Raw genomic sequence first — 26,280 nt, forward strand, 5'->3', positions numbered from 1 at the left:
TGGCTCGTAATTTTAAGTCGATGCTTTACCTAGCGTGCACTATCATTCATTGCAAGATGAATTGAGGACACGCCCTAAAATCTCTTCGCCGCCTGAATGTATATGATGCGGGAAGTAAGAGTTTGGCGCGTAACGCACAAGACTGGTAGCGCGAGCCTTCTCCGCACCCACACGATCAAGCATCACACGCTCCACACCATTTTGTGGTGACTTAATCCATTGATGTGCTTCAGGGGCCAGTGAAGCGCGTTGTGAAAAATCTGCGTTGATAAGCATAAAGTATTCCAAAGGTATTAAATGATTAGGGCGTACCCACAGTACCCACAATATAAAGCTGAGGATACGCCCTAGACGATAAACACAAATATATGACGTTATTACCGCACTAGAATAACTGGTGATAACGTGCTAGCGATAATTTCTGTCGTTGTACTTCCGAGAAACAATTGCTGCCATTTCGAATGTCCGTACGCACCCACCACCATAATGTCGACATTGTTCTCTACCTGAAACTTTAACAATCCGTCCACCGCATCAGAAGCAGATAAGTGATGTGCTTCAACGACAAACCCAGCATCTTCTAACTGTGCGGCGGCGGCGCTCATACTTTGCTTGGCGGCGTCGTTATGATTGCCTACCATCACGATATGGCCTTTTAGACCTTTTAATAGTGGACTTTTTGACACCATTCGTGCCGCTTTAATAGAGGTCTTGCTACCGTCAAAGGCAATCATATAGGAGCTTGGCTCTTCAAATTTCTCTGAGCAAATCAATATAGGAATATCTGACCCACGAGCGACCGTCTCGATCTGACTACCAATATTAATCCGACTGTTCTTATGATCCTCTCCGCGGCGTCCCATCACAATCGCACGATTTTCTTCTTTGAAATGCTCAATACTAGGAAGCAACTTGCCGTGGCGTTGATAAACGCGAACATTGACATCAGCGAAACTGCTTTGAATGTGGCTTTTTGCATCTTGTACCAATGCATTGCTATAGCTGTTGACGACTTTTGCTCTTTGCTCATCTAACTGGGACAATTCTTCTAACAAAAACTGGCGGCTATTTATGCCTATAGCACCTGATAAATTTCGTCTGGTCGAAGCAGGTACGGCGCTGACATGTAATAGCGCAACAGGCACGTTGAGTTTACTGGCATACCATGCTGCATAGTCACAAACCGATTCAGTCACGGCCGAGCCGTCAATACAGGCCAAAATGTGCTGTGATGTCGTCATAATCTGTCCTTAAATTTAAGTATTCAATTCTATCCAGCTTGTCAGATCTGACCAAGCGTCGCCCTCTGTCTAATATATAGATATATCCGTTGTCTTATAGCAATTATTTCATCGAAAAAATTTATCCTTTCATTTGATAATAACCAATTTGAACGGCTTCATCCAGCGATGTGTGCGACCCTTTTGCAATAATTGCAATTTGTTACTGACAGCCTTGTACTTGGCTTACCGCAGGCTGATATCTAGCTATATATAAAGTCTTATCATCGTCTGACCACATGCGCTAGCAAAGTTTGCTACAATGTATTTTTTAGCATTTATGATTTCGGTATCGTTATTTAGGTGATTGGATTATGGCAAAAAATGCCCTACAGGCTCAATTATTAAAGGCTGGATTGGTTGATAGCAAAAAGGCCAAAAAAATCAGCAAACAAACGCAACATGCCAAGCGTACTGGTGACTCAGAAAGCGTCGAAGCAAAAAAAGCGTTGGCAGAGGCGCAAGCTCAAAAGCTAGAAAAGGATCAGAAGCTTAATCAAGAAAAGCAGCGCGTATTGGAAGAGAAAGCATTAAAAGCCAATATCGTGCAAATGATTAAGCAGCATCAGATTACTGAGACAGAAGGTGAGGTTAGCTATCAGTTTGTCGATGAATCCAAAGTAAAGAAAATCGCTATCACTCAGAAACTCTACGATCAAATCGTGGCTGGCCACGTGGTTATCGCACGCTTGGAAGAAAGCTACGCGCTATTGCCTCGTCCATTGGCTGACCGTATCGATTCAAAAATGGAAGGCTTTATGGTTGTGTCTAACGACACTGCTGAGGAAGCATTGGCAGAAGACGATCCGTATGCTGCTTATGTTATTCCAGATGATTTGATGTGGTAAGGCATTATTTTACTGCTGTTGACTTTACTATAGTGTTATAAGCATCCCCTCAAAAGCCCTTTATAGAATTTACGTTCTATAAAGGGCTTTTTGCATTTATACAGGTTAGGCAAATCTTTATAGCGCAAGATAGACGTCAAATGTGTCGACAGACTCAATCAAAGGTACACAAATCGGGCTTCTTTAACCTAACATTGCTAGTTTGGTTAAAGAAAGTAACCCAGCTCCATAATTGCCAGAACATAGATACAACCAACTTGAACAGTTATTCAATAACTACTACAATGCATTTTCAGCACATATGGTGGTAATACTTTGTTTATTTTTGAGTAATCACTCAATATTATTCATACTTTACCTGTGTTTATTACCTGATAGTTCGGTGCCATCGTGCCCATTTTATTTGCTTAATTTGTTCCAATTCACTTTTGCTTTTTCTCAAAAAGAGATAATTCATGCCAAAACACTTGCCACTCTCACTATTATTTCTTCGCCTTGGTGTTTTCATCGTATTCTTCTTCTGGACACTCGACAAATTCGTAAATCCTGAGCATGCCGCCAATGTGTTTGCTAAATTCTACGCACTAGAAAACTTGGGCATCACTATTGTTTATCTGATTGGTAGCTTACAAATTATTCTTATCTTCTCGTTTGTCATGGGTCTATTCAAAAAGTGGACATATGGCATTATCTTATTACTACACGCCGCTTCTACTTTTGCCTCTTTTGGTCTTTACCTAACGCCTTTTGATAACTTATTGTTCTTTGCGGCATGGCCAATGCTGGCAGCCTGTTTGGCGCTATTCCTAATGAGAGACTATGACACCCTAACATTGGGTAAAAATACGTCTCTAGTATAAATGTTGGCAGCAGTGCTTATTGCTTCAGTCGTATAAATGTCAGACAACAAGACATAATGTATATACTATCAAGACTGCCGACTTAAATTTTTTATCGTAGTTAAGCGATTCAGACAATTCGATTTGATCGCCACGTTACTCAACTATAGTCACTTAATTTTAGTTACTTAAGTTTAGTTATTCAGACGATGAGTGTTCTACTGCTTGAGTAATAACTATGATTTTAGCCTTCGCTCCTTTATTTGGCCGGATTTTCCATGATTAAAAGAATATTTTTAATACTATTAATATTGATATTAGCGGCAAGCTTTTTTTATTTTGACCTAAATCAATTATTGACGCTTGATGGCTTAAAAGGGTCGATGGCGCAGTTTAATGAATACAAAGCGCAGTCACCGCTATTGATTATCGGTGGATTTTTCTTACTATATGTCGTCGTCACTGCCCTCTCCTTACCAGGCGCTGCGATTTTAACACTAGCCGCTGGTGCGCTATTTGGTTTGGTTCAGGGCTTACTTGTTGCCTCATTTGCATCGAGTATTGGTGCTACCATTGCCTTCTTGGCATCGCGTTATTTACTGCGTGACACCATCAAACAGCGTTTTCCTGAGCGGTTGGCAGCTATTGATGCAGGCGTCGAAAAAGAAGGTGGATTTTATTTATTTACCTTACGTCTAGTACCCATATTTCCATTCTTTTTGATTAACCTATTGATGGGTGTGACGTCTATTAAAACATGGACTTATTACTGGGTCAGTCAAATCGGTATGCTGGCTGGGACGTTTGTCTTTGTCAATGCAGGGACACAGCTGGCACAGATAGACAGCTTATCGGGTATTTTATCTTTCAACTTAATTGTCTCGTTTGCGTTATTAGGTTTCTTCCCATTAATAGCAAAAGGAGTGTTGAACATGTTTAAAAAACGCCGTGTTTATAAAAACCATACCAAACCTAAAAAGTTCGATCGCAATATGATTGTGATTGGCGCAGGCGCTGGAGGATTGGTTACAAGCTACATTGCTGCTGCCGTCAAAGCAAAAGTCACACTGATTGAAGCAGGTGAAATGGGCGGTGATTGTCTTAATTATGGCTGTGTACCTAGTAAAGCCATCATTAAGAGCGCAAAAATCGCTGACCAAATTCGTTATGGGGAAAACTACGGTCTAGAGAACACCGTACCGCAGTTTTCGTTCAAAAAAGTCATGGCACGCGTGCAGCAAGTCGTGGCTGATATCGCACCGCATGACAGTGTTGAACGTTATACCAATCTGGGCGTCGATGTGGTCAAAGGCTATGCCAAATTAGTTGACCCGTGGACAGTAGAGATTCAACTGAATGACGGCGGCATGCAGACCCTAACAGCACGCACCATCGTTATCGCTACTGGCGCTCGCCCATTTGTACCGCCTCTACCAGGTATAGAAGAAACTGGCTACGTAACCAGTGACACGCTATGGACTAAGTTTGCTGAGCTAGAAGAAGCCCCGGAGAAGCTCGTCGTACTGGGCGGTGGCCCCATCGGTAGCGAGCTTGCGCAAAGCTTTGCTCGGCTGGGTTCTAATGTGACGCAAATTGAGATGAGCGATCGCATTATGGGCAAAGAAGACCTTGAAGTGTCTACCTTTGCTCACCAATCGCTTACTGATAGCGGTGTTAATATTTTGACCTCACATCAAGCAATGCGCTGCGAGATGCGTGATGGCAAAAAATACATTATCGTCAAACACAATGAAACAGAAATCGATATCGAGTATGATGAGCTACTTTGTGCCGTTGGTCGTAGCGCACGCCTTGAAGGCTATGGTTTAGAGACACTAGGTATCGAAACCAATCGTACTATCGTGACCAACGAATATCTCGAGACGTTATATCCTAATATTTTTGCTGCAGGCGATATCGTTGGCCCATACCAGTTTACTCATGTCGCTGCCCATCAGGGTTGGTACGCCGCCGTAAATGGCTTATTTGGCAATTTGAAAAAGTTTAAAGTAGATTATCGCGTCATTCCGTGGGTTACTTTTATCGACCCAGAAGTCGCTCGTGTCGGTATCAACGAGCAAGAAGCCATTGATAAAGGCATCGATTACGAGATTACTCGTTTTGAGTTTGAAGAGTTAGATCGCGCCATTACAGATAGCGCGGCTAAAGGCTTTATCAAAGTCATCACGCCAAAAGGTAAAGACAAAATATTGGGGGTTACGGTGGTTTCTGAACATGCAGGCGACCTAATCGCTGAGTTTGTATTAGCAATGAAACATGGTCTGGGTCTTAATAAAATATTGGGCACCATTCATAGCTACCCTACTTGGGCAGAAGGTAACAAATACGCCGCTGGTGAGTGGAAACGTGCTCACGCCCCTGAGACCGTATTAAGTTGGTTAGAAAAATACCATACTTGGCGTCGCGGTTAATTAATGGCAGTTTGCTGATCAACGTCATTAAATGATGCAATTAGCAGCAAAGTGCTAAAAGACTCTAATAAAGCTGGTTTAGATTTTGTGATATCTGTTTGGTTTGACATGGCAGACTATGAAATCTTTACCAGCTTTACTAACATTTAAATCATAACGGAAACTTGAATGCGCGTTATTACCGCTTTACCGATGCTCAAACGTCTTACGCGATACAGCACCTACGCTATGGTGATGAGCATTTGTATTGGTATATCAGCAAGCACCGCATCGCCAACTACTGCCAATATTAACCAAGACCTATCACCTTGGCAGCAGATAGAAGCCCAAGGTAGCAATCAAGACGTTTATTTCTATGCATGGGGCGGTGATCCGCAAATTAACGCCTATCTACAATGGGTCGCCGATCAAGTCGATGATAAATATAATATCAACTTAGTCCATGTCAAATTGAGCGATACCAGCGAAGCAGTCAGTCGGGTACTCGCAGAAAAATCCGCTCACAATGACGATCAAGGCAGTGTTGATTTGGTCTGGATCAATGGTGCTAACTTTGCCACCATGAGTGAGAACTCATTGCTACTTAAGCAATGGGCGAACAAGCTGCCCAATTTTGCGTTGACTGATCCGGACAATAATCCAACCGTAAATTTCGATTTTGGTGTGCCGACCAACGGTATGGAAGCACCCTGGGGACAAGCCTCTCTGACGTTTTATTACGACAGCTTATCAACCAGTAAACCGCCAACGACTCTAAATGAGCTAACCGCTTGGACAGCAAAAAATCCTGGTCGTTTTAGCTACCCCAAACCGCCTGACTTTTTGGGTATGAGTTTCTTAAAGTACCTTCTAGTCATGCTGCATGAACAACAAGATGCTCAAATGGGTAAGAACATTAGCGCACAGCTCAACTTGCCTGCCACCAAAGAAAACACCGTGCTCGTATTAGATCCACTATGGGCGTTTTTGGATGACTTTCATCCAACCTTATGGCGTAATGGCGAGCAGTTTGTACAGACAGGTGCGCAGATGCGGCGCTTGGTCGATGATACGGAGCTGAGTCTCGCCTTTACCTTTTCAGCACCAGAAGTTCCTGCAGCCGTGCAGCGCTATGACTTACCTCAGAGCATTCGCAGCTATGCCATGAGTGACGGCAGCTTAAGTAATACTCATTTTGTCGCCATTCCTTATAACGCTAGCCATCCTCAGGCGGCACAATTAGTAGCCAACTTCTTAATGAGTCCAGAAGCCCAAGCAAAAAAACAAACCCCTTCGGTATGGGGTGACAAAAGCGTACTGGTTCAATCTACACTTAGCCCTGCACAACAAGCATTATTCAAAACCAAGCAGCCCCATCCAAGCGCCCTGCCCTTTGATAGTGTCAAACGCACGGTAAGCGAGCCACATCCAAGTTGGGTAGAGGCCATCCAGCAAGGCTGGCAAGCACGTTATGGGGTGAGTCCATGAGCCAAGGTTTTGATAAAATAACGAAAAAAGGTGATAGCCCTAAACCTGTTACGCTTGAGAAAACAGACCTGTTTACGCGTATCGTGTCTTTTAGTCCCAAACTTTTAATTCTCATATTAATACTACCCGTACTCTGTGGCCTCATCTGTGTACTGCTGCCCGCCCTGAGCTGGCTTCCTGCCCTAGAAAAAACAACCTTGAACCTGCAAGGATTTACAGACCTGTGGCAAACGCCTGGTATCACGCAGATGGCTGCATTAAGTCTCGCTACGGGACTTATCAGCACCCTACTTGCTTTTGTCATTGCCCTGATGATATTGGCCGCGTTTTTTAACAGTGTTTGGTTGCAGCGTATTGAGCATTTATTAAGCCCTATCTTAGTCATTCCTCATGCAGCTGCAGCCATTGCCGTTGGGTTTTTGATTGCGCCGTCAGGTATGTTTGCACGGCTTATCTCTCCGTGGCTAACTGGTTGGGAGATGGCACCTGATGGTATGTTTCCGCATGATCCGTACGGTATCAGCATCATCTTGGGTTTAACTTTAAAAGAGCTGCCGTTTCTATTATTAATGGCTTTAGGCGCCCTGGCTCAGCCTGAACTTGGCAAAAAACTACGTCAACAGTATACCGTTGCGCTCAATCTTGGTTATTACCCAATTACTGCTTTTTTTAAGGCGGTCTTGCCTCTGTTATATCCTTTTCTACGTTTACCGATTTTGGCAGTGCTTGCCTATGCCAGTGCGAGCGTTGAGATGCCGTTGATATTAGGTCCTAATACACCGCCAACACTTGCTGTCTCTATCATACAATGGTTCAACGATGTCGATCTTACCCTACGTATCAAAGCATCAGCAGGGGCATTATTACAGCTTGTACTGACAGCAGGTTTAGTCGCCTTTTGGCTGGGCGGCGAAAAAGCTATCAAAGCCATGTTTAATGTTTCGTCAATCAATGGCAAGCGTCATTATGCAGATACTATCTGGCAAAAAGTCACCGCTATACTTACCGTAGGTGTGATTGGCTTTATGCTCATGTCACTCGCTGGCCTTGTATTATGGGCATTTGCAGGATTTTGGCGGTTTCCAGCGATGCTACCAGAGCAATTCGTGCTACTACATTTTCAAAGTGCCTTTACTCAAATGAGCACACCATTGGTCAATACGCTTAGCATTGGGGCCGTCAGTACTGCCTTTGCTGTTTTTCTGACTTTGCTATGCTTGGAAGCTGAGCAATTGAGTGCTAAACCACTGTCACACTTCACCAGTTTTATTATTTACTTACCGCTCTTGGTACCAAGTATCGCGTTTCTATTCGGCTTAGTATGGTTACAGCAGTTGGCCAATTATCAATCAGAATTTTTTAATGTGGCGTTTGCCCATCTTTTATTCGTGCTACCGTACGTGTTTTTATCACTGGCCAGTAGTTATCGACGCTTAGACTCACGTTTCGCTCATGTGGCCGCCAGCCTTGGCGCTGCTCCTATTAAGATATTCTTTCAGATAAAGCTGCCGCAGCTATTTGCTCCTATTTTAATTGCCATTGCTCTAGGTCTAGCAATCAGCTTTGGTCAGTATTTGCCAACTCTATTGGCGGGTGGCGGACGTATTGCCACTATCACAACAGAAGCGGTGACACTGGCGAACGGAGCCAGTAGGCGCACTAGTGCCGTCTATGCCATCATGCAAATGGCGCTACCGCTCATCGGTTTTATAGTGGCTTGGATGCTACCTAAATACTTCTTTAGAAGTGGTGCACGGTAGCAGGCTGATCATGAACAAAAGCATTTATGAAAATACCAGCTGTAAAAAATCAGTTGCTAACAATATCAAACATTCAAATAATCAGTCGTAAAAAACGCAAACAAAGGGTTCCTGATGCCATCATCTCTACAGATAAAAGACTTACAGCTGTTTCGTCAAAACGAGCAATTATTGAGTATCAATGAGCACATCGCTGGTGGCGACATCCTAACCGTGATGGGCCCTTCTGGTAGTGGCAAGTCCAGTCTACTAAACTGGTTAACAGGCACTTTGGCGAGCGATTTTACCGCGACGGGTACTGTCTGGTTAAACGATAAAAATGTGACTCACCTGCCAGCCCATTTGCGCCGTATTGGTGTGCTGTATCAAGATGCACTGCTGTTTTCACACCTATCAGTCGCGGGCAACATTGCTTTTGCTATGCCAAAAGGAAATAAGAGACAGCGAGTTGAAAAAATAGCGCAGTCTTTAGCGCAAGTGGGCTTAGAAGGGATGGGAGATCGTCATCCTGATAACCTATCAGGTGGTCAACAAGCACGTGTCGCCCTACTACGTACGCTACTGAGTGAGCCCAAAGCGATACTACTTGATGAGCCGTTTAGCAAACTTGATACTCAATTGAGAATGGATACGCGGCAATTGGTATTCGATCAGATTCGTACTCATAAGTTGCCTGCTATTATGGTCACGCACGACCAAAGTGACGCTGAAGCAGCCAATGGCAAAGTTATTTATGTAGGACAATAGTTTTGGACATCAGAGTCAAACACTCAGCCAAAATGACAAAGAAAGCAAAAAAAGGCAGCTCGCATGTTAGACAAGTTTATTACGCCCGTCATCAAGCCGTTGCTAACCCCAATAGTAGCGACATTGCATAAGCTCGGTATTACGGCTGATCAGCTTACGGTAGCTGGGTTTTTGATTGGTATGTTGGCATTACCACTACTCGCGTTTGAGCTATGGTATGGCGCACTGGCAGCGATAATATTGAATCGTATCTTTGATGGGCTGGATGGCGCAATGGCACGCTATGCCCAGCAAAGCTCAAGCGCAGGCGGTTATTTAGATATCACCCTCGATTTTTTGTTTTATGCCGCTGTGCCACTAGGGTTTATTTTGGCAAATCCTGAACAAAATGCTATTGCAGGTGCCTTGTTATTAGCGGCATTTATTGGGACAGGTTCGAGCTTTTTGGCTTTTGCGATTTCTGCGGAAAAGTTTCAATTAGACAAGCCACAGTTTAAATATAAGAGCTTTTATTATCTTAATGGTCTTACAGAAGGCACCGAGACTATTGCTCTATTTATTGCTTTCTGTATTTGGCCGCAGCATTTTGTGCTACTTGCTGGTATCTTTGCTACTGCCTGCGCTGTTACTATTTTTACTCGTATACATGGTGGGTATCATACCCTCAAGCAGCTCGAATCTACCAAGTAAACGTCTGAAGATATACACTATATTGAAACCCAGCAATGAACCTCTAAGCATTTACTGAATCATCTAGTCGCAGTGCTTCTATAGATAAGGCCATATCTTCAGCAAGAGCGTGTACCGTTGAGCTCTCTATATCACGCTGTGCAAAGGCACGCAGCCCCATGACTTCTGCTTGTAGGCGACGGCCAAGTCTAACCGGATCAAGCTCACTATCCATCTCACCGACATTCTGCGCTTCCTTAAAGCATTCTATAAATCGCGTCTCCATACCTGCCAGCAGCATCTCCACCTTGGTTAACGCTGTCTGCTCACGCGCACCTAGCTCTAGTAAGCTTTTGACCAACATACAGGCTCGGCTCGGTAATGCTTTGTCACGAATCCCGCCAAGCTGACGTATATAAGCTGCTAGTCCCAATAAATGCGTTTCATGATGGCTCAACACTCGCTCAAGCTCAGTCAATCCTAGACGCGCATAGTATTCTAGCGCTTCTTGAAACAAACCTTCTTTATTACCAAAAGCGGCATAGATACTGCCTGGGCGCATATCGAGTGCTTGCTCGATGTCTTTTAGAGAAGTAGCATGAAAGCCCTTTTGCCAAAAAAGCTGTAGCGCACGCTCCAAGGCATCATGACGGTTGTAAAGTGCGGTGCGTGACATAATGTGCCCCATTTAAAAAGCCGTGACCTCATATAAAAATGGGCACGGCTATAAAACTTGAATGATTGCTCAATTTTATCCTGAATGGGTGCGACAGTAAAGTTAATATAAGAAACGGTCTGGTAAACAAACGTAATGCTAGAGCGTGACCTAGCTATCAACAATCATTCCACAATAATTCAACAGTCATGCTGATAGCTAGTAAACAACCTCTACAGTGGCTAATGACAATCTAATTGAAATCCAATTAATCGGTCAGTAATACGTGTTTGCTCTTCTGATAAGCGGACAAACCATCACCGCCCAACTCACGGCCGATACCACTGTGTTTGAACCCGCCCCACCCTGCTTCTGGCAGTACGATTTGTTGCTCGTTAATCCAGATATGCCCGGCTTTGATTTGTAGCGCCATCTCAAGCGCGGCAGTTTCATCGGGGCTCACGATGGTTGCTGCTAGAGCAAACTTGCTATCATTAGCTAGACGGATAGCCTCTGCGTCGTCAGTAAAGGTTGCACAGACTAATACAGGTCCAAACACTTCCTCCATCCATAATTGACTGGTCGTTGGCACATTCGTATAGACAGTTGGCATCGTAAAATAGCCAGATGCTTCTAATAACTCACCGCCGGTTAAGCAATTTAGATTTTCAGCTGTCGCAATATCAAAGAATTTCTTAACTTGGTTCAATTGCTGCTCACTAACCAATGGACCCATTTGCGTCTCTGTCGCAAAACCATCACCAATCTGCAAACTTTCCGTTTTTGCTTTTAACGTGTCAAACAGCTGCCCAGCGATATCTTGATGTACAACCAAACGCGACGTGGCCGAGCATATCTGACCTGCATTGGTAAATATACCGCCAATGATTAAATCACAAGCGTAATCAATATCAGCATCTGCACAGACCACAATAGCAGACTTACCACCCAACTCTAGGCTAATGTCTTTGATGCCTTTTGCTGCTTGAACCATCACCTTTTCGCCGACTACATTACTACCAGTAAACGATACTTTGTCAATCAGCGGATGACTGGTCATAGCAGCACCGACTTCGGCAGCACCCGGTAAAATATTAACCACCCCTTTTGGCAAACCTATCTCAGATAAGATATTACCTAGCATAAGCTCTGGTAATAATGTCACCTCAGACGGTTTTAATAGTACGGTACAACCTGCCGCTAGCGCAGGTGCCAGCTTCCAAGAAGTCGTTACCATTGGGAAATTCCAAGGGGTAATCAGCGCACAAATACCTACTGGCGAGTATGTCTTTAACAAACGAATACCCGACTCAAGCGTTGAGACCTTAGACCACGTTGCCTGCTCCGTGATGAGATTGGCATAATAACGATAGCAAGCGATAGCATCACCGACGTCTATCTTTGCTTCTTCAATTGGCTTACCGTTGTTTAATACAGACAGTCCAACCAAGGTATCGAATTGCTGTTCCATAGACTCTGCAATCGCATTTAGATAGCGGGCACGCTCGGTCACCGTGGTCTGTGACCAGCTAGCAAAGGCTTCATCAGCCGCTGCAATTGCCTGCTCTACATGGGCACTGGTACATAAGCGTGTCGTTGCAATCACCTCGCCTGAATTTGGATCATACAACGCATGGTTATTTGTATTATCAAAGCTTGCATCACCAGAATCGGTCACAGGTGCTGCAATCGTAACCCAATCACTATTGATATAAGCGGCATTTAATACAACTTCGTTTTGAGCCGTTTGTAGCGCAGTTTCTCTGGTTAAGTCTGTAGAGTTCAGCATTTCCATAATGGTCAATCGCCTTATATTTTTGATCAAATTGTCTTTATGTGCGTAACGTCCGTAATGTAACTGGCTAAATGGTCGGTTTAACTGACTACAGAAAAACCGACCATTTGCATATTACTTTCAGGCTAGATGCCTTGTGAATACTAGACACGCCACTAATACAGTAGATGCGCCACAGACGTAATTACTACCAAGCTGATAAGCGTACGAAGGATAAAGATTAAAAATAGCTCTAATACATTTAGCTTAATATTTGACTTCAAAATCAGCGCACCGACTTCAGACATATAGATAATCTGAGTAATTGAGGCCGCACCAACGATGAATCGTGTCATCTCACTTTCAATGCTTTTGCCAACCAATGCTGGCAAGTACATATCTGCAAAGCCCATAATCATTGCAGGTGCAGCTTTTGCCGCTTCTGGAATCTGTAACCACTCAAGTAGTGGTACAAGTGGTGTCGCAAGCCAATTAAAGACTGGCGTGTATTCTGCTAGGCCAAGACCGATGGTACCAATCGCAAAGATAACAGGAATCAGTCCAAAATAGATATCAAACAGATTTTGTACGCTGCGTTTGAACACTTTACCTAAGCTTGGCATAGAATGCGCGCGAGTAACCGCACGATTGACTGCCCACTTATACGCTGTATATTCAGCAGGGATGCCTTCATCTAGCATGCTTTTGCCAGAATGATAAGTATCAGGCTTAAGTGATAATGGTGGTATACGCGGCATAATAATCGCAGCAATAAAACCGGTTAGCGCAATGGTCAGATAAAAGAAGACGAAGTTATTGTCTACGCCGATGGTTTTGGCAACTACATAGGTAAAGGCAATAGAAGTGACTGAAAATGTGGTCGCAATAATGGCGGCTTCACGCTGACTGTAAAAGCTTTTATCATACTCTTGCATAGTGACTAGCAAGCCGATAGACGCGGCACCAAACCAAGAAGACATTGCATCGACAGCAGAACGACCAGGTAGTTTGAAAAGCTTGATAAATACTTTACTGGCTAAAGTGCCCAAAAATTCCATCAAGCCAAAATCAGTCAAAAATGGCAGCGATAAAATGGCGAAGAAAAACAACGGAATCAGAATAGGAATCAAATCTTCGAAGATGACGCCGCCCGTATTACGATTGATAATAAACTCGGGGCCGACTTGCAGGAAAATCATCCAAACAAACAACATACCTAAAAAACGCGTGGACAGCCAAAACCAATCAACATCAAAAAGCTTTTTTACCAGTGAATCTTCATGCAAATTAGGCTTTAACGCTTTGACTGCCAGTGCACCAAGAGCGGAGATAGTCACTATCGCCATAGCAATATAGGCTACCAATCCACCTAACACGGACTGTAGCGTATCGGTCAACACACCTAATAAAATTGTGACTTTACCATCCCACTCAAACGGTATGATAAACAGCGCGATACCTAGTGCTGAAAACAATAGGAACTTCCACATTGCTGCACGCCACTGTCCTGCTTTTGGCGTTTCTGGATCAACCGTATTATTCCCTAAAATCGGCTGCTGCGACTTATCCATATAACTCGTCATTTAATTTCTCCTTAATGGGCGATGATTGCCAGTTTTTCCATTTCCCTGTCTGACCAATACCTGGGTTAAGCGAATTGGTTGGATCCAGTTTTTTATAAAAATAATGTAGCTCAGTTTTAGCAGGATACACATGCCCCACATTGTGCTCAGCAGGATACTCAATATGACGTTGGTCATAAAATACCAGCAGCTCATCCTTGAATTGCTTGGCATTGGTCTTAGGTTTCAATAAATAGTCTTGGTGCATGACATAACAGAAAAAATGCCCCAAATAAAAAGTTTTGCTGACTTGTTCTTGCAAATATTCAGGTAGAGTCTCGTCCCAATCTACGGCATTTCTAGGTAAGGCAATGTCGGTCGATAGCAGCTCGCCAAATTTGTCTTGATTTAAATTGTGATAACGAAACATAGCAGCGGTTGCGGCACTGCGAAATATCAATAATGATTGCGATTCAAGCTCTGTGCATACATGCAGTGCACCTTGATATTGCTGTAGATGATTTTGCAAAAAATCCTGTGCAGTGGCGATATTGTTGCCATCATTTTTATTAGAATCTTTATCTGAATTTTTATTGGTGCCATTATCAGAGTCGTTATCAAAACCATCTGCGACTTTGATAATCAAATGGTATTTATATGAGAGTGCCTGCGTGGTCAAAGTGGCTGGTAATGACGGCGGCATAAACCTAGATGTCATCTGTAATATCCGATCTGGCAGCGTCTTTGGAAGATGCCATTTATCCAGATAGTAGCCAGTCTTTGCTTGCAGTCGATACAGCGACCCTATCTTGCTGGCAGGAAGCTTACGCATACTCAGACAAGTGTCTCGACCATAGTGCATCGTGATGTCGTTATAGTCTTTGTGCATATACTCAGCCAACACGGGCAATTTCAACTCGCTTTTTAACCATTGTTTTCTGAGTGTGGTTAAAGTATCAGCGTCGTTGGTCGAGATATAAAATGTTTGCTCGTGTTTGGGATTGGCAAAGGTCGCTACCCTCACCGCAAATACAATGACCTTTCCAGCTGAACCAGATGCTTCGTACAGACCGTTGGGATCATTGTTAAATCTAGCAGGTGTCTCTGCCTCACAATCACGTACTTTGTGCTGATAATGCTGATTAGTGCAAACTTTACTATCACTCGTACTATTTGAGGCTTTATTAAACGTGCCAACTTGTAGGTTCTCTAGCATTTCCTCTGGATGCGACCCCAAATCTAGTCCCAGATGATTGATTAACTCAAACTGACCTAAGCTGTTACGTCTGGCAAATAACGCCATCTCAGTATAGGCAGGGCCACGCTGCACTAGCATCCCGCCCGAGCTGTTACAGATGCCGCCTATCACTGATGCACCTACGCAACTAGAACCCAGCACTGAATGCGGCTCACGCCCTAATGGCGCAAGGGTAGACTCTAATTGCTGCAAAGTAGCGGCTGGCAAAGCAACCAGTTCTGCTGCATCGTTGAGTAAATGCACACCGGCTAGTAACTGCATAGAGATTACGACTAATGGCCTGTCATAATCTCCATTCGGAGTTGAGCCACCTGTCAGGCCTGTATTGGCCGCTTGAGCAATGATAATTACATCGGCAGCGGCACAGATATTAATGACGCGCCATAGTGCCACAAGAGAGTGCGGTATCACAACTGCGACGGTAGCGTCTGTGATAGTCTCAATTGCACCTTGTACATAAGACTGCTGTTGGCTAGGTTTTGTCAATACATTGGTCGTACCAACGACAGCAGCAAGCTCCATCAACATACGCGGCATTTGCTCATGTCTACTTCCTGACATTTCTCTAGCATTGGGCGTCATGAACGTGCTTCCTTGCGTAACCAGCGTTTGTCATTTTTTTGTCGTTTTTTAGAACTGTGACTATCAGTCTCGTGATTATCCGTGGCATTAGCGCCAGTATTACTGTTAACTAAAATACGTCACTGTCTTGGCCATTTCTTTTAGAAAGTCGTCCGCTTCATCAATCTCATAAATGATTGGTTGTTTACCCTTCGTGTCTACCTTTAATGCGTCTAGCAATTGCTGCTTATCGGTGATTCTGCGATAGCCAGCGCCAAACCCTGCTGCTAATGGCTCAAAGTTTGGCGTTTTGATGTTGACGCCAATTAGTGGTAAACCGCCCTCTTCCATGTAACGACGAATCTCACCGTAGCCTTGATTGTTCCATAGCAATATGATCAATGGTAGCTCAAGCTCAGCGGCACAAATGAGCTCAGCAATCGTAAATTGAATACCACCATCACCCATTAGACTGACCACTGGTAGATTTGAGCCAACCATCGCACCAATCGCCGCAGGCAACCCATAGCCTAGCGTGCCAAAACCTGTCGATGAATTAAACCACTTACGAGTACCCGATGCCTCAAAGCCAAGGTTGCCGCTATAGACAGGCTGGGTTGAATCACCAACGAAAATGACGTCTTCTACTTCATCTCTAATCAGCTTCAGTAAAGCATTTTGACCCGCAAAGTCTGTCGTTACATCCTGCAAAATAGCCTGCTTTGCCTCATTTACTCGTGACAGCGCTTGATGATTAAGTGGCTGATTATTTAACTCTTGATCTTCTAACAGTCGGCACAATCCACTGATCGCCATTTGGGCATCGGACAATACAGCAATGTCGGCGATAAAGGGACGCTGCAATTGCTGAGCATCGCAGTCGATACGTACCAGCGTGCCATTTATCTTGAATTCACCGTTAAAAAACACATCATAGTCAGTCTCACCAAGCTCAGTACCAATCGCTAACACCCAGTCTGCTTCTGTAATTACAGCGCGGCCTGCGTCTAATGACTGGTTGCTACCCAAACTTAATGGATGACCAGGTGGTAGTAGACCTTTGGCATTGATGGTCAAAAATGTTGGTGCATCGATCAGCTCTGCCAATCGTTGTGCATCGTGGTCGACATCGACACAGCCGCCACCATAGAGTATTACAGGGTTTTTCGCGGTTTTTAATGACTGTACGATTAGGTCTAATTGCGTAGGATTCGGCAGTGGTCTTGTGACCTGTGGTAGGCTCAAGCTGTTTATACCAGCTTCGCTATTTACTACAGCATTTAAATTAGGCGGCTTAGCAACATGGCTGGCATCAGCGGTGATGACATCAATTGGCAATTGAATATGAACTGGTCCGGGACGTGCACCATTAAATAAAGCAAAAGCTTCTGCGATGACTTTCGGTAGCGATTCAGGCTGCCAGATGGTTTTACTAGTGAGTGCTACTTTACTGACCATGCCCTGCTGATCATGCAACTCATGCAAGTGCCCTTCACCGCTGCCAGTGTCTTTGACTTTATTGACACTAGAGATGACCAACATCGGTATCGAATCAGCCAATGCTTGTGCCATCGCCGTCATGATATTGGTCATGCCAGGGCCAGTGATAATAAAACACACGCCAATCTTGCCAGAAGCACGGTAGTAGCCATCAGCCATAAACCCAGCGCCTTGCTCATGACGCGGTGTCACATGACGGATATTGGTATTTGGCAAGCCGCGATACAGCTCAACCGTATGCACCCCTGGGATACCAAACACCGTCTCTACCCCATAATATTCTAGCCACTGTACCAGCAGCTCGCCACAGGTCAGAGAGGGTCTGTCAGGAGAATTAACAGGCGATGAGTCAGGCATTTGCGTCAATTGGGTCATGGGTTATTCATCCTAAAAAATTTCGCTGAATATTCAGATAATTATCAATACCTCAAAATAACCTTTGTATTTTTTCTTTCATACCGATTATTAGTCACTAATTACTGGCTGCAAAGGTTGCTCATTATAGAGGTAATCATTGATGGTGATTAGTAAACCGCCTTAACCTTGTCGTCATAGCGTACGCCCGGCAGGATACATAGCATCTCAAACAATAAATTCGCCGCCAATACCGAGGTATTACCGAATGGATCATACGGTGGTGATACTTCAACTAAGTCCCCACCTACCACGTCTAGGCCACGCATACCGCGAATGATTTCGATACCTTGAGTAGAGGTCAGACCACCGATTTCAGCAGTGCCCGTACCTGGGGCAAATGCAGGATCAATACCGTCGATATCGAAGCTCAAGTAGACAGGACCATCACCTAGCTTTTCACGTACTTCAGCCATGAGCGGTGTTAGCGATTTGTACCAGCACTCCTCAGCAGGTACCACGCGGAATCCCTGTTCAGTTGACCAGTCAAACTCTTCTGCGCTATAGCCTGTACCACGTAGACCAATCTGCACCACACGATTACCATCGATAAGGTTTTCTTCAACAGCGCGGCGGAACGGCGTACCATGAGCGATTTTTTCGCCAAACATATCATCATTGATATCAGCATGAGCATCGATATGTACCATGCCGACAGGACCATGTTTTTTGGCAAGTGCACGTAGGATAGGTAACGCGATAGTATGATCGCCGCCTAATGTTAGAGGAATCGCGCCGTGTTTGACGATTTTATCGGTATAGAATTTTTCAATGATATCAACGCTTTTTAGCAGGTTGAATGTATTGATAGGCACATCGCCGATGTCAGCGACTTGTAATGACTCAAAGGGCGCAGCGCGAGTGGCCACATTGTAGGGACGAATCATTCTTGACTCATCACGAATCTGCCTAGGACCCAATCTTGCACCGCTACGGTTGGATGCACCAATATCTAAAGGTACGCCAACGAACGCCACATCTAACCCTTCAGCATCGGCTTGAGTTGGCAGACGCATCATAGAAGCAAAACCGCCAAATCTTGGCATATCGTTGCCGCTTAATGGTTGATTGAATGTCATAAGTTACTTCCTTGTTCTATTTGGTTTAAGTACACAATTTGCTACATGCCATTGACAATACATAAATATAAGAGAAGGAACCATGGTAAAATTTAGAAGTAAACTTCTATTTTTTCGTACTAAAGTGCGCTTATAGGTCACTATCAGAAGTTTATGAGAGGCAGTATTGATTGAAAGAAAGGTGATATTGATTTAATAAATAAGGAGCCGCTTTTGATATTGGATGAACTGATAAAGATAGACATCAAAACACTACGCAGCTTTATGGCTATCGTAGAGTGCCAAGGCGTGACGGCCGCGCAGTCGCGTTTGAATGTTACTACTTCTGTCATCAGTGGACACTTAACCCACTTAGAAGACCGCTTAGGCATGACGCTATGTCATCGTGGTCGAGCAGGATTCAAACTCACGGAGGACGGTGCGGCGGTGTATGAGGCATGTTTAGGCTTTACCGAATCAGTCGCCAGCTTTCAACATCAGCTGCATTATATTAAACAACTAGACTCAGTCCACGGCGGGCACATTAGGCTTTGCTTGATTGATCAGATGCCCAAGTTTTTTTATGACGCGCTTAGACAGCGTCTCGCTAACAGCTACCGCAATAACCCGTTAATACACTTTTCTATCGACGTACAAAGCCCTGAAAGCATGCTAGAAAAGCTCTTAAGTAACGAGAGTGACATTGGCGTGGGTTATTTTGGTAGCTTTCCACCTTTACTGACCTTTAAGCCAGCATTTGTTGAAAAGCAAGTGGTCTGTTGTGGACGCGAGCATAGGCTGTTTTATAACTCGGAAGGATTAACTTTTGAGGATTTAGAACAGAACTATCCGTGGATAAAAAGGGGCTATGTGGTAGAGCATCATATCAATCATATTCGCCCCAAGACATTAAGCGCGACTACTTATCATATGGAGGCAACCGCGCAGCTTATCCTTGCAGGCCACCATGTTGGCTACTTGCCGCGTGATTTAGCGAAGCGTTATGAAGGTATGGGACTGATGAAAATACTACTGCCTGATGAGGCAAGCTATGATGTCGAGCACCATTGGGCATATCGGGAAAATCAGCCTAAACAAGCGGCTGACTTTTTGAATAAAATGATGAATTTGCTATAGGATACTACTAGATTTATTACACTACTACAGACGGTTGTTGGTACTTTAGACCAATGGTTCTTAGCTTCCCTTTGTCATCGACTTCCTTAATAACCAGCGACCACTCGTCACTCACCACAACGGTATCGCCCGACACTGGCGCGGTACCTAAATGTGATTTTACGTACTCGGCCACCGTCTGCTCCCACATGTTTTTTGCGCTGTCTTCATCAGACGTTTTGAGTGTTTTTACCAATGTCTCAGACGCCATAATTCCTGTAAAAAACGGCAAATCACCAAGTTTAACACTCGGTGATAGCAACCAATCGCCATAGAAATCATCGATAGCTTTGCGATCTAATGTCGTGTCGTTAAAAATCTTAGCGATTTTGCTAGCGTGATTACCTCTCATGGCATACCAGACACTATCGCCGAATTTTAACTTTGTGTTGTCATCGACTACTACGATTTGCTGATTACGGACTAGCGCAAAGACACTGATTTCATCTGGGTTAATACCTTTGGAGATACCCATAGGATGACGCCCAATGGCAAATGCGCCCGACTTTGCCTCAAACTCATACAGCGTGATACTGGCCTTATCCGATACCCAGACTTCATGCTCTTCTTTGGGATCTTTGTTGGTTGGAATACGTACTTTAAATAGATTGGCCATCGTAGGGATGGTTGTGCCTTGCAAAATCAACGATAGAACCACGACGCCAAAGGCAATATCAAACAGCATAAAGGCGTTATCTATCCCAGCCATGACCGGTAAAATCGCCAAGGTAATAGGCACTGCACCGCGCAAACCAACCCAAGAGATAAACCCAATTTCTCTGTCTTTAAATTTGAATGGTTTTACGCTGGTATAGACGGCAATAGGACGCGCCACAAAGATCATAAAGAGCGCGATCGCAACCGAATAATGCCAGACATTGAGGACGTTTGACGGAGTGACCAATAGTCCTAATACTACGAAAAGCACCGCCTGCGACAGCCAAGCAAAGCTGTCCATCACTCGCATGACATGCTCTGTTGAACGTACCTTATGATTACCGATTAGCACACCAGTGAGGTATACCGCCAAAAATCCACTGCCGCCAATAAGATTGGTCGCGGCGAACACAGCCAAGCCAGCGGAGAGAATTAAAATGGCGTACATACCTTCTGCCAAATGTACCTTGGGCAATAATCGGGATAAGAAATAACCGAATAACAAGCCCATCCCTAGCCCAAAGCTCAGCTGCTGTAGCAATAAAACTAAAAAGCCGAATACTGTCTGACCAGCAGGATCAACATTTAGGGCAATCAAACCAGTGACTAATAAAATAGCCAAGGGATCGTTGGCACCAGACTCAAGTTCAAGCGTGGCTTGTACACGGTCGTTAAGCTTGACACCGCCATTACGTAATAGAGAAAATACGGCAGCGGCATCGGTAGAGCCGACAATCGCAGCCATCAGCAAACCAAATCGCCAATCGACCTCGAGCAGCCAAGTGACAAATACCCCTAGCACCATGACCGTGACTAACACGCCCCATGTAGCCAGCGTAATCGCAGGTTTTAGACCCACTCGAAACGATTTAAAGGACGTACGTAAACCACCATCTAGCAAGATACAAGCTAAGGCGGCCTGCCCAACAAAATTGGCTAGCGCATATTGAGAGAACTCAATACCCAAGATACCCTGCTCGCCTGCCAACATACCCACTATCAAAAACAGCAACAACAATGGTACGCCTAAGCGCGCTGATAATGTACTCGCCATGATACTGGCGAAAATTAATAATGCGCCTACGAGATACAGGATATTTAAGGTATCCATTGTTTTTGAGCCCTATTTGTTATTATTAAGAATAGTAATTGATTGCGATGGGTTTTTCGTTATCTTGCTGTTAGTAGATATTACACCAGTGAGCCTATCATAAGCGGCCGTTATTCAAAATATGAATGACAATTACTTATGATGATATTAGCATCACTATCAGAACTAGCAGCCAATACTAAATCAATAAAAACACCTCAAGAGAAAACACTCAAATATTAAAGTGAAGCACACAAAATGCCATTGCTAGGCTAAAAGAGTTTACGTCTTAATACTACTTAACCCTGAATGTATTGCCATGTCAGTACCAGAATCGCAGCCGCAACCGTCCAAGCGACCACACCTAATAGCAATGCTTTATATAAACTCATATAACTGATGCTAAAGAACACCACAAAGGTATAAATCAAATGCGGTATGACACCAAGCATACTGAATATCAACGCGACCTTTAAATCAGCAGGACTGCGCTCAGTACCAACGATAAAGTGACTGATTAACGTAAAGGTGGGGAATAGTGGCGCAAGAGCCGCCAAATAGAAAAATCGGGTTTGGGCGAACATTTGAATCGCCAGTACCATCAATGCGCCGATAAGCATTTTTAACCAAATCACGACGGGTCTATCTCCTGTTGACTATAAAGGCTGAACGTAGCCTAATCCGCCATGATACTAAAGTCTGTAAACTGATATAAGAGCAATCGCTGATTAATTGATCCGTATGATAAAAAATGCAAAAAAACCCCATCTAGCTACTTTACTAAATGGGGTTGTCACTTCTATTCAGTAAGCTTTTACGAATTGCTTAATCCTTTTTTGGCTTTAGTGCCGCGCTGATGTCTGCTAGCAATGGCGGGATATCATGCTTGTCTGCGATCACCTCAATCATTATAAGCTTATCGGTCGTCGCTGCAGCTTTTTCGAGGGCAGATTTTAGCTCGCCTGCTGTCTCTGCTTTGAGTAGTACACTATTTTCTTCTGTCGCGCCAAACGCTCGCGGCATGATTTGCCAATCGCATTTAGGAATATCATTATAGTATTGGTTTTCGCCATGAATTGCGCGCTCTACCGTATAACCGTCATTGTTGATTAAAACGATTACAGGATTGATGCGCTCTTGAATCATGACCGCCAACTCTTGGATCGTTAGCAACGCTGAACCGTCCCCAATCAATAACACACTGCGCTTATCTGGCGATGCGATTGCCGCGCCCAAGCTGGCAGGTAACGTGTAGCCAATTGATCCCCACATCGGCTGCCCATATGACGTCACCCCTTCTGGTAGGCGCACATCACTGATACCAAAATAAGCCGTGCCTTGTTCAGAAAACACCAAGTTATTGTGATCTAAGCGGTCAGCGATAATATGCCATAAATCATCTTGGCGGATAGCCTCACTGTCTTTACCTTTTTGTTCGTGCGGCTTAACTTCTTCACAGAAAGGTTTTGGTACGACATTAATGCCAGAGGTCATCACTTCATGTAGGGCTTGCAACGCATCTTTTAGCGCAATCGGTGCAAAGTTCTTACCACTGATAGAAGCACGCTCATAATGCAAGTCTACGACCACATCTTCATTAATATCTTGGCTAAACCCTGCGGTGGTAGTGTCAGTATATTGCACCCCTACTTTGATAAGACATTCGCAGTTTTCTACCGCATCTTTGACAATTGGACGCGAAGCAACACCCGCATAAGTACCTGCCCAACGATCGCTATTTTCATCGAGTAGCGTCTTGCCCCAAGATAGCGTGGTATAAGGAACATCTGTATCAGCGATCAGTGCCTTGAGCTGCGACTGCAATCCCAAACGATGCACCATCAAATCTGCCATTAGGGTCGTGGTCTTGTTTGGCAAAAACTCGGTTAGTGCTTGCTTAAAATCTGATAATGCCGCTTGGCTGGTAATATCTTCTTGGCTATCGATCAGCTTGGTCGTTGGTGGATAGATAGGCTGGCGCGCAACGTCTGGTGATAATAGTAAGTAACCTGGGCGATGCTTTTTGAGAATTAAGCGAATCACTCGATCAATTTCTGAGGCAGCGTTCTCAGGAGTAAGCTGCGCTCGTGCCACGGTTACTGGCTCGACCATCTTAATAAAATGATTGAATACGCCATCGCCAAGCGAGTGATGAATACGGCGCTTTGAGTCTTGTAGCGCTGTGCTTGGCGCACCTACGATATGCAATACCGGTGCGTACTCAGCAAAAGAACCTGCGGTCGCGTTGATCGCTGACAGCTCGCCTACGCCAAAGGTCGTCACCATGGCGGCAAACCCACGCTCACGTGCATAACCATCAGCAGCATAGCCAGCATTTAACTCATTGGTGTTACCTACCCAGCGTAGCTTGTCAGAAGCAAGAACGTTATCCAAAAAAGTTAAATTAAAATCACCAGGTACGCCAAATATCTCAGAGGCACCCGCTTCTGCGACACGATCAAACAAATAATCAGCGATGGTATATTGTTGACTCATTTTTTATCCTTATGACTTATCTTTGTAAGTATTGATAATTGTGAATGTGATTACGATTAAATTATAAAGTGCGTCCCAGCTTATTTATGTACTACAAAGCTTTTGGAATACATATTATAATAAACCGTTATAACATATATCTATGGCCAGAAGACACGCCTATTTTAATAACTTTAATTTTTTTCGTCATAGGTGTTGACACCTAAAAAAAACTGCGTATAATACGCCTTCATCAACTGACGATAGTTAGTTAATAATTAGCGGGAATAGCTCAGTGGTAGAGCATAACCTTGCCAAGGTTGGGGTCGAGAGTTCGAATCTCTTTTCCCGCTCCAAATACTTAAAAAGCCTCACTTAACAGTGAGGCTTTTTTTTGTCCGATTCTTGGGGGTTGTAGCGGTTTTTCAACAAAACTATCTTAGTAATAATTAAGAAAAACTAACGAACTAAAAAGGGGGCTTTTAGAGCGGTGCCCATTTGGTGCCCAAACCGTGCCCTGCCCTAAAACTGCGTATACTTATTTGACCACAACCTAGCTATTTTTGGTTCAAAAATCATTATGACACCTAACCTAGTGAATTTGGCATTATGCTGATTTTTGAACCCAACCTCAATTGAGCTATGCTGAAAAAACCGTACACCTAAACTTGGTAAACTAAGCGTATTAATCGGAGTTTATCATGACCAAGAAAATAAGAAGCTACAGTGACGAATTTAAAGCCGAGGCCGTCAAGAAGATAGCAGACAATAATGGCAATATCTCAGCGACCGCAAAGCACCTTGGCATCGCCATGCAGACCTTATCTAATTGGCATAATAAAGCCAATCAAGGCAAGCTTATCGGCACAGAACAATATGATCCTGATCTTATGACGGCTCTTCAGGAAATAAAGCAGCTCAAACGACAGCTTAAAGTAGCCGAAGAGGAACGAGAGATATTAAAAAAGGCGACGGCGTACTTTGCCAATGAGGAACGTTAAGAAACAGTCTAGTAGACTGTTTTAGTGACGCAAGACGTAGGGCTATGCCCGCAGTGACAGTTAGTGAAGTACGCCTTTATCAAAAACAACGATCTCTTCTTTAGTATCACTACTATGTGTCGTGTACTAAAGGTTAAGCATTCTAGCTACTATGACTGGCTGAGTCGTGATATTAGTGAGCAACAGATACACCGTAACCAATCTGAGCTACTTGTCAGAGCGGCACATAGTAAAACAAAAGCACGTTATGGTGCTGATCGACTGCACGCAAAGCTGATAGAGCAAGGGCACGATATTAGCCTATATATGGTCAGAAGCATTAAAGAAGAACATGACATCAAATGCCGTCGTCACAAACGCTTTAAAATCACCACTGATTCCAACCATAACAAGCTTGTCTATCCAAACATACTAAATCAGCAATTTGATGCTAAGCATCCTAATGAATCGTGGGTCAGTGATATTACTTATATCTGGACCAATGAGGGTTGGTTGTATTTAGCTGGAGTCAAAGATTTATACACCAAAGAGCTGGTCGGGTATGCTATCAATAAGCGAATGACCGCAGATTTAGTATGTCGTGCACTCAATATGGCAATCAAGAATAGACGTCCAAGCCAAGGATTGATTGTGCACTCTGACAGAGGCAGCCAGTATTGTAGTCATGCCTATCACAAAATCATCAAGCAGCATAATTTCAAAGGCTCGATGAGTGGTAAAGGCAATTGTTTCGACAACGCACCCATAGAAAGCTTTTGGGGCACATTAAAGAATGAGCTAGTGTATTACCAAGACTATAAAACAAGGTTTATAGCAATCAATGATATCATCGGCTATATCGAGCTGTACTACAACCAAACGAGGATTCAAAAGAGTTTAGGCTATAAGTCGCCAAGACAGGTATGGTTTGACTATTATCGTCAAGCTGCTTGATTCAAATCTCCCAAGTTTAACTGTACGGATTTGACGGCAGGGGTCATAGTGAGCTATGCTGAAAAAACTGTAGAACCAAACTTGGTAAACTAACGACTCAATGAGGAGTTTATCATGACTAAGA

Annotated in this window: 18 protein-coding genes, 1 tRNA gene and 2 pseudogenes; 10 read left to right on the forward strand and 11 right to left on the reverse strand. The window is 44.0% G+C overall.

Going from position 1 to position 26,280, the window contains the following annotated elements:
* Positions 1-75: 75 nt before the first annotated feature.
* Together I3254_RS05590 and I3254_RS05595 are read right to left on the reverse strand one after the other, a co-directional pair.
* Positions 76-276: pseudogene (locus I3254_RS05590) on the reverse strand (cupin domain-containing protein); the annotation flags it as partial.
* A 101-nt stretch (positions 277-377) separates the two neighbouring features.
* The gene (locus I3254_RS05595; protein WP_238051986.1) at positions 378-1,241 is read right to left on the reverse strand and encodes a universal stress protein; all 864 of its coding nucleotides are present in this window, start codon (positions 1,239-1,241) and stop codon (positions 378-380) included.
* A gap of 353 nt (positions 1,242-1,594) precedes the next feature.
* Here I3254_RS05595 and I3254_RS05600 point away from each other — a divergent pair, with 353 nt between their 5' ends.
* From I3254_RS05600 to I3254_RS05630, 7 genes are all read left to right on the forward strand, one after another.
* Entirely contained in the window at positions 1,595-2,128 is a 534-nt protein-coding gene (locus I3254_RS05600; protein ID WP_102078489.1) for a DUF2058 domain-containing protein, read from the forward strand.
* A 455-nt stretch (positions 2,129-2,583) separates the two neighbouring features.
* Positions 2,584-2,988 carry a hypothetical protein gene (locus tag I3254_RS05605; protein WP_238051989.1) on the forward strand — a complete coding sequence of 135 codons (405 nt, stop codon included), beginning with the start codon at positions 2,584-2,586 and terminating at the stop codon, positions 2,986-2,988.
* A gap of 257 nt (positions 2,989-3,245) precedes the next feature.
* Positions 3,246-5,399 (forward strand): bifunctional TVP38/TMEM64 family protein/FAD-dependent oxidoreductase, encoded by a 2,154-nt coding sequence (locus I3254_RS05610; RefSeq protein WP_238051992.1) that lies wholly within the window; start codon positions 3,246-3,248, stop codon positions 5,397-5,399.
* 168 nt (positions 5,400-5,567) lie between these two features.
* Positions 5,568-6,866, forward strand: a complete 1,299-nt coding sequence (locus tag I3254_RS05615; RefSeq protein ID WP_238051994.1) for an ABC transporter substrate-binding protein — start codon at positions 5,568-5,570, stop codon at positions 6,864-6,866.
* Positions 6,863-8,626, forward strand: coding sequence for an ABC transporter permease subunit (locus I3254_RS05620; RefSeq protein ID WP_238051997.1), 1,764 nt, complete (start codon positions 6,863-6,865; stop codon positions 8,624-8,626). Before I3254_RS05615 ends, I3254_RS05620 begins: the two co-directional genes overlap by 4 nt.
* Positions 8,627-8,740: 114 nt before the next feature.
* On the forward strand, positions 8,741-9,373 hold the full coding sequence (locus I3254_RS05625; RefSeq protein ID WP_238052000.1) for an ATP-binding cassette domain-containing protein: 633 nt from the start codon (positions 8,741-8,743) through the stop codon (positions 9,371-9,373).
* Between the two features lie 63 nt (positions 9,374-9,436).
* A complete protein-coding gene (locus I3254_RS05630; RefSeq protein ID WP_238052003.1) occupies positions 9,437-10,063 on the forward strand; it encodes a CDP-alcohol phosphatidyltransferase family protein in 627 nt (208 codons plus the stop codon).
* A 43-nt stretch (positions 10,064-10,106) separates the two neighbouring features.
* Here I3254_RS05630 and I3254_RS05635 read toward each other — a convergent pair whose 3' ends face one another.
* The 6 genes from I3254_RS05635 to speB form a co-directional block, all read right to left on the reverse strand.
* Entirely contained in the window at positions 10,107-10,718 is a 612-nt protein-coding gene (locus tag I3254_RS05635; RefSeq protein ID WP_238052006.1) for a TetR/AcrR family transcriptional regulator, read from the reverse strand.
* Positions 10,719-10,965: 247 nt separating this feature from the next.
* Positions 10,966-12,492, reverse strand: coding sequence for an aldehyde dehydrogenase family protein (locus I3254_RS05640; protein ID WP_238052008.1), 1,527 nt, complete (start codon positions 12,490-12,492; stop codon positions 10,966-10,968).
* Positions 12,493-12,647: 155 nt separating this feature from the next.
* On the reverse strand, positions 12,648-14,054 hold the full coding sequence (locus tag I3254_RS05645; RefSeq protein WP_238052011.1) for a YjiH family protein: 1,407 nt from the start codon (positions 14,052-14,054) through the stop codon (positions 12,648-12,650).
* Positions 14,035-15,873, reverse strand: a complete 1,839-nt coding sequence (gene dld / locus I3254_RS05650; RefSeq protein ID WP_238052013.1) for a D-lactate dehydrogenase — start codon at positions 15,871-15,873, stop codon at positions 14,035-14,037. The genes I3254_RS05645 and dld overlap by 20 nt, the downstream gene beginning before the upstream one ends.
* Positions 15,874-15,978: 105 nt before the next feature.
* Positions 15,979-17,727, reverse strand: coding sequence for a 5-guanidino-2-oxopentanoate decarboxylase (locus I3254_RS05655; protein WP_238052015.1), 1,749 nt, complete (start codon positions 17,725-17,727; stop codon positions 15,979-15,981).
* A gap of 149 nt (positions 17,728-17,876) precedes the next feature.
* Positions 17,877-18,845, reverse strand: coding sequence for an agmatinase (gene speB, locus I3254_RS05660; RefSeq protein ID WP_057760617.1), 969 nt, complete (start codon positions 18,843-18,845; stop codon positions 17,877-17,879).
* Positions 18,846-19,058: 213 nt separating this feature from the next.
* Here speB and I3254_RS05665 point away from each other — a divergent pair, with 213 nt between their 5' ends.
* Positions 19,059-19,961 (forward strand): LysR family transcriptional regulator, encoded by a 903-nt coding sequence (locus I3254_RS05665; RefSeq protein ID WP_227511139.1) that lies wholly within the window; start codon positions 19,059-19,061, stop codon positions 19,959-19,961.
* Positions 19,962-19,977: 16 nt separating this feature from the next.
* Here I3254_RS05665 and I3254_RS05670 read toward each other — a convergent pair whose 3' ends face one another.
* From I3254_RS05670 to I3254_RS05680, 3 genes are all read right to left on the reverse strand, one after another.
* On the reverse strand, positions 19,978-21,768 hold the full coding sequence (locus I3254_RS05670) for a potassium/proton antiporter (RefSeq protein ID WP_238052017.1): 1,791 nt from the start codon (positions 21,766-21,768) through the stop codon (positions 19,978-19,980).
* Positions 21,769-22,046: 278 nt separating this feature from the next.
* Positions 22,047-22,382, reverse strand: a complete 336-nt coding sequence (locus I3254_RS05675) for a GlpM family protein (RefSeq protein WP_224737711.1) — start codon at positions 22,380-22,382, stop codon at positions 22,047-22,049.
* Positions 22,383-22,572: 190 nt separating this feature from the next.
* Positions 22,573-24,243: a thiamine pyrophosphate-binding protein gene (locus tag I3254_RS05680; RefSeq protein ID WP_238052019.1), complete on the reverse strand. Its 1,671-nt coding sequence runs from the start codon at positions 24,241-24,243 to the stop codon at positions 22,573-22,575.
* Positions 24,244-24,503: 260 nt separating this feature from the next.
* Here I3254_RS05680 and I3254_RS05685 point away from each other — a divergent pair.
* Both I3254_RS05685 and I3254_RS05690 read left to right on the forward strand, forming a co-directional pair.
* Positions 24,504-24,578 (forward strand) — tRNA-Gly (locus tag I3254_RS05685).
* A gap of 345 nt (positions 24,579-24,923) precedes the next feature.
* Positions 24,924-26,156: pseudogene (locus I3254_RS05690) on the forward strand (IS3 family transposase).
* The last annotated feature ends 124 nt before the right edge of the window (positions 26,157-26,280 follow it).

Source organism: Psychrobacter sp. Ps2 (assembly GCF_022129405.1).
In the GTDB taxonomy this organism is placed as follows: Bacteria; Pseudomonadota; Gammaproteobacteria; order Pseudomonadales; family Moraxellaceae; genus Psychrobacter.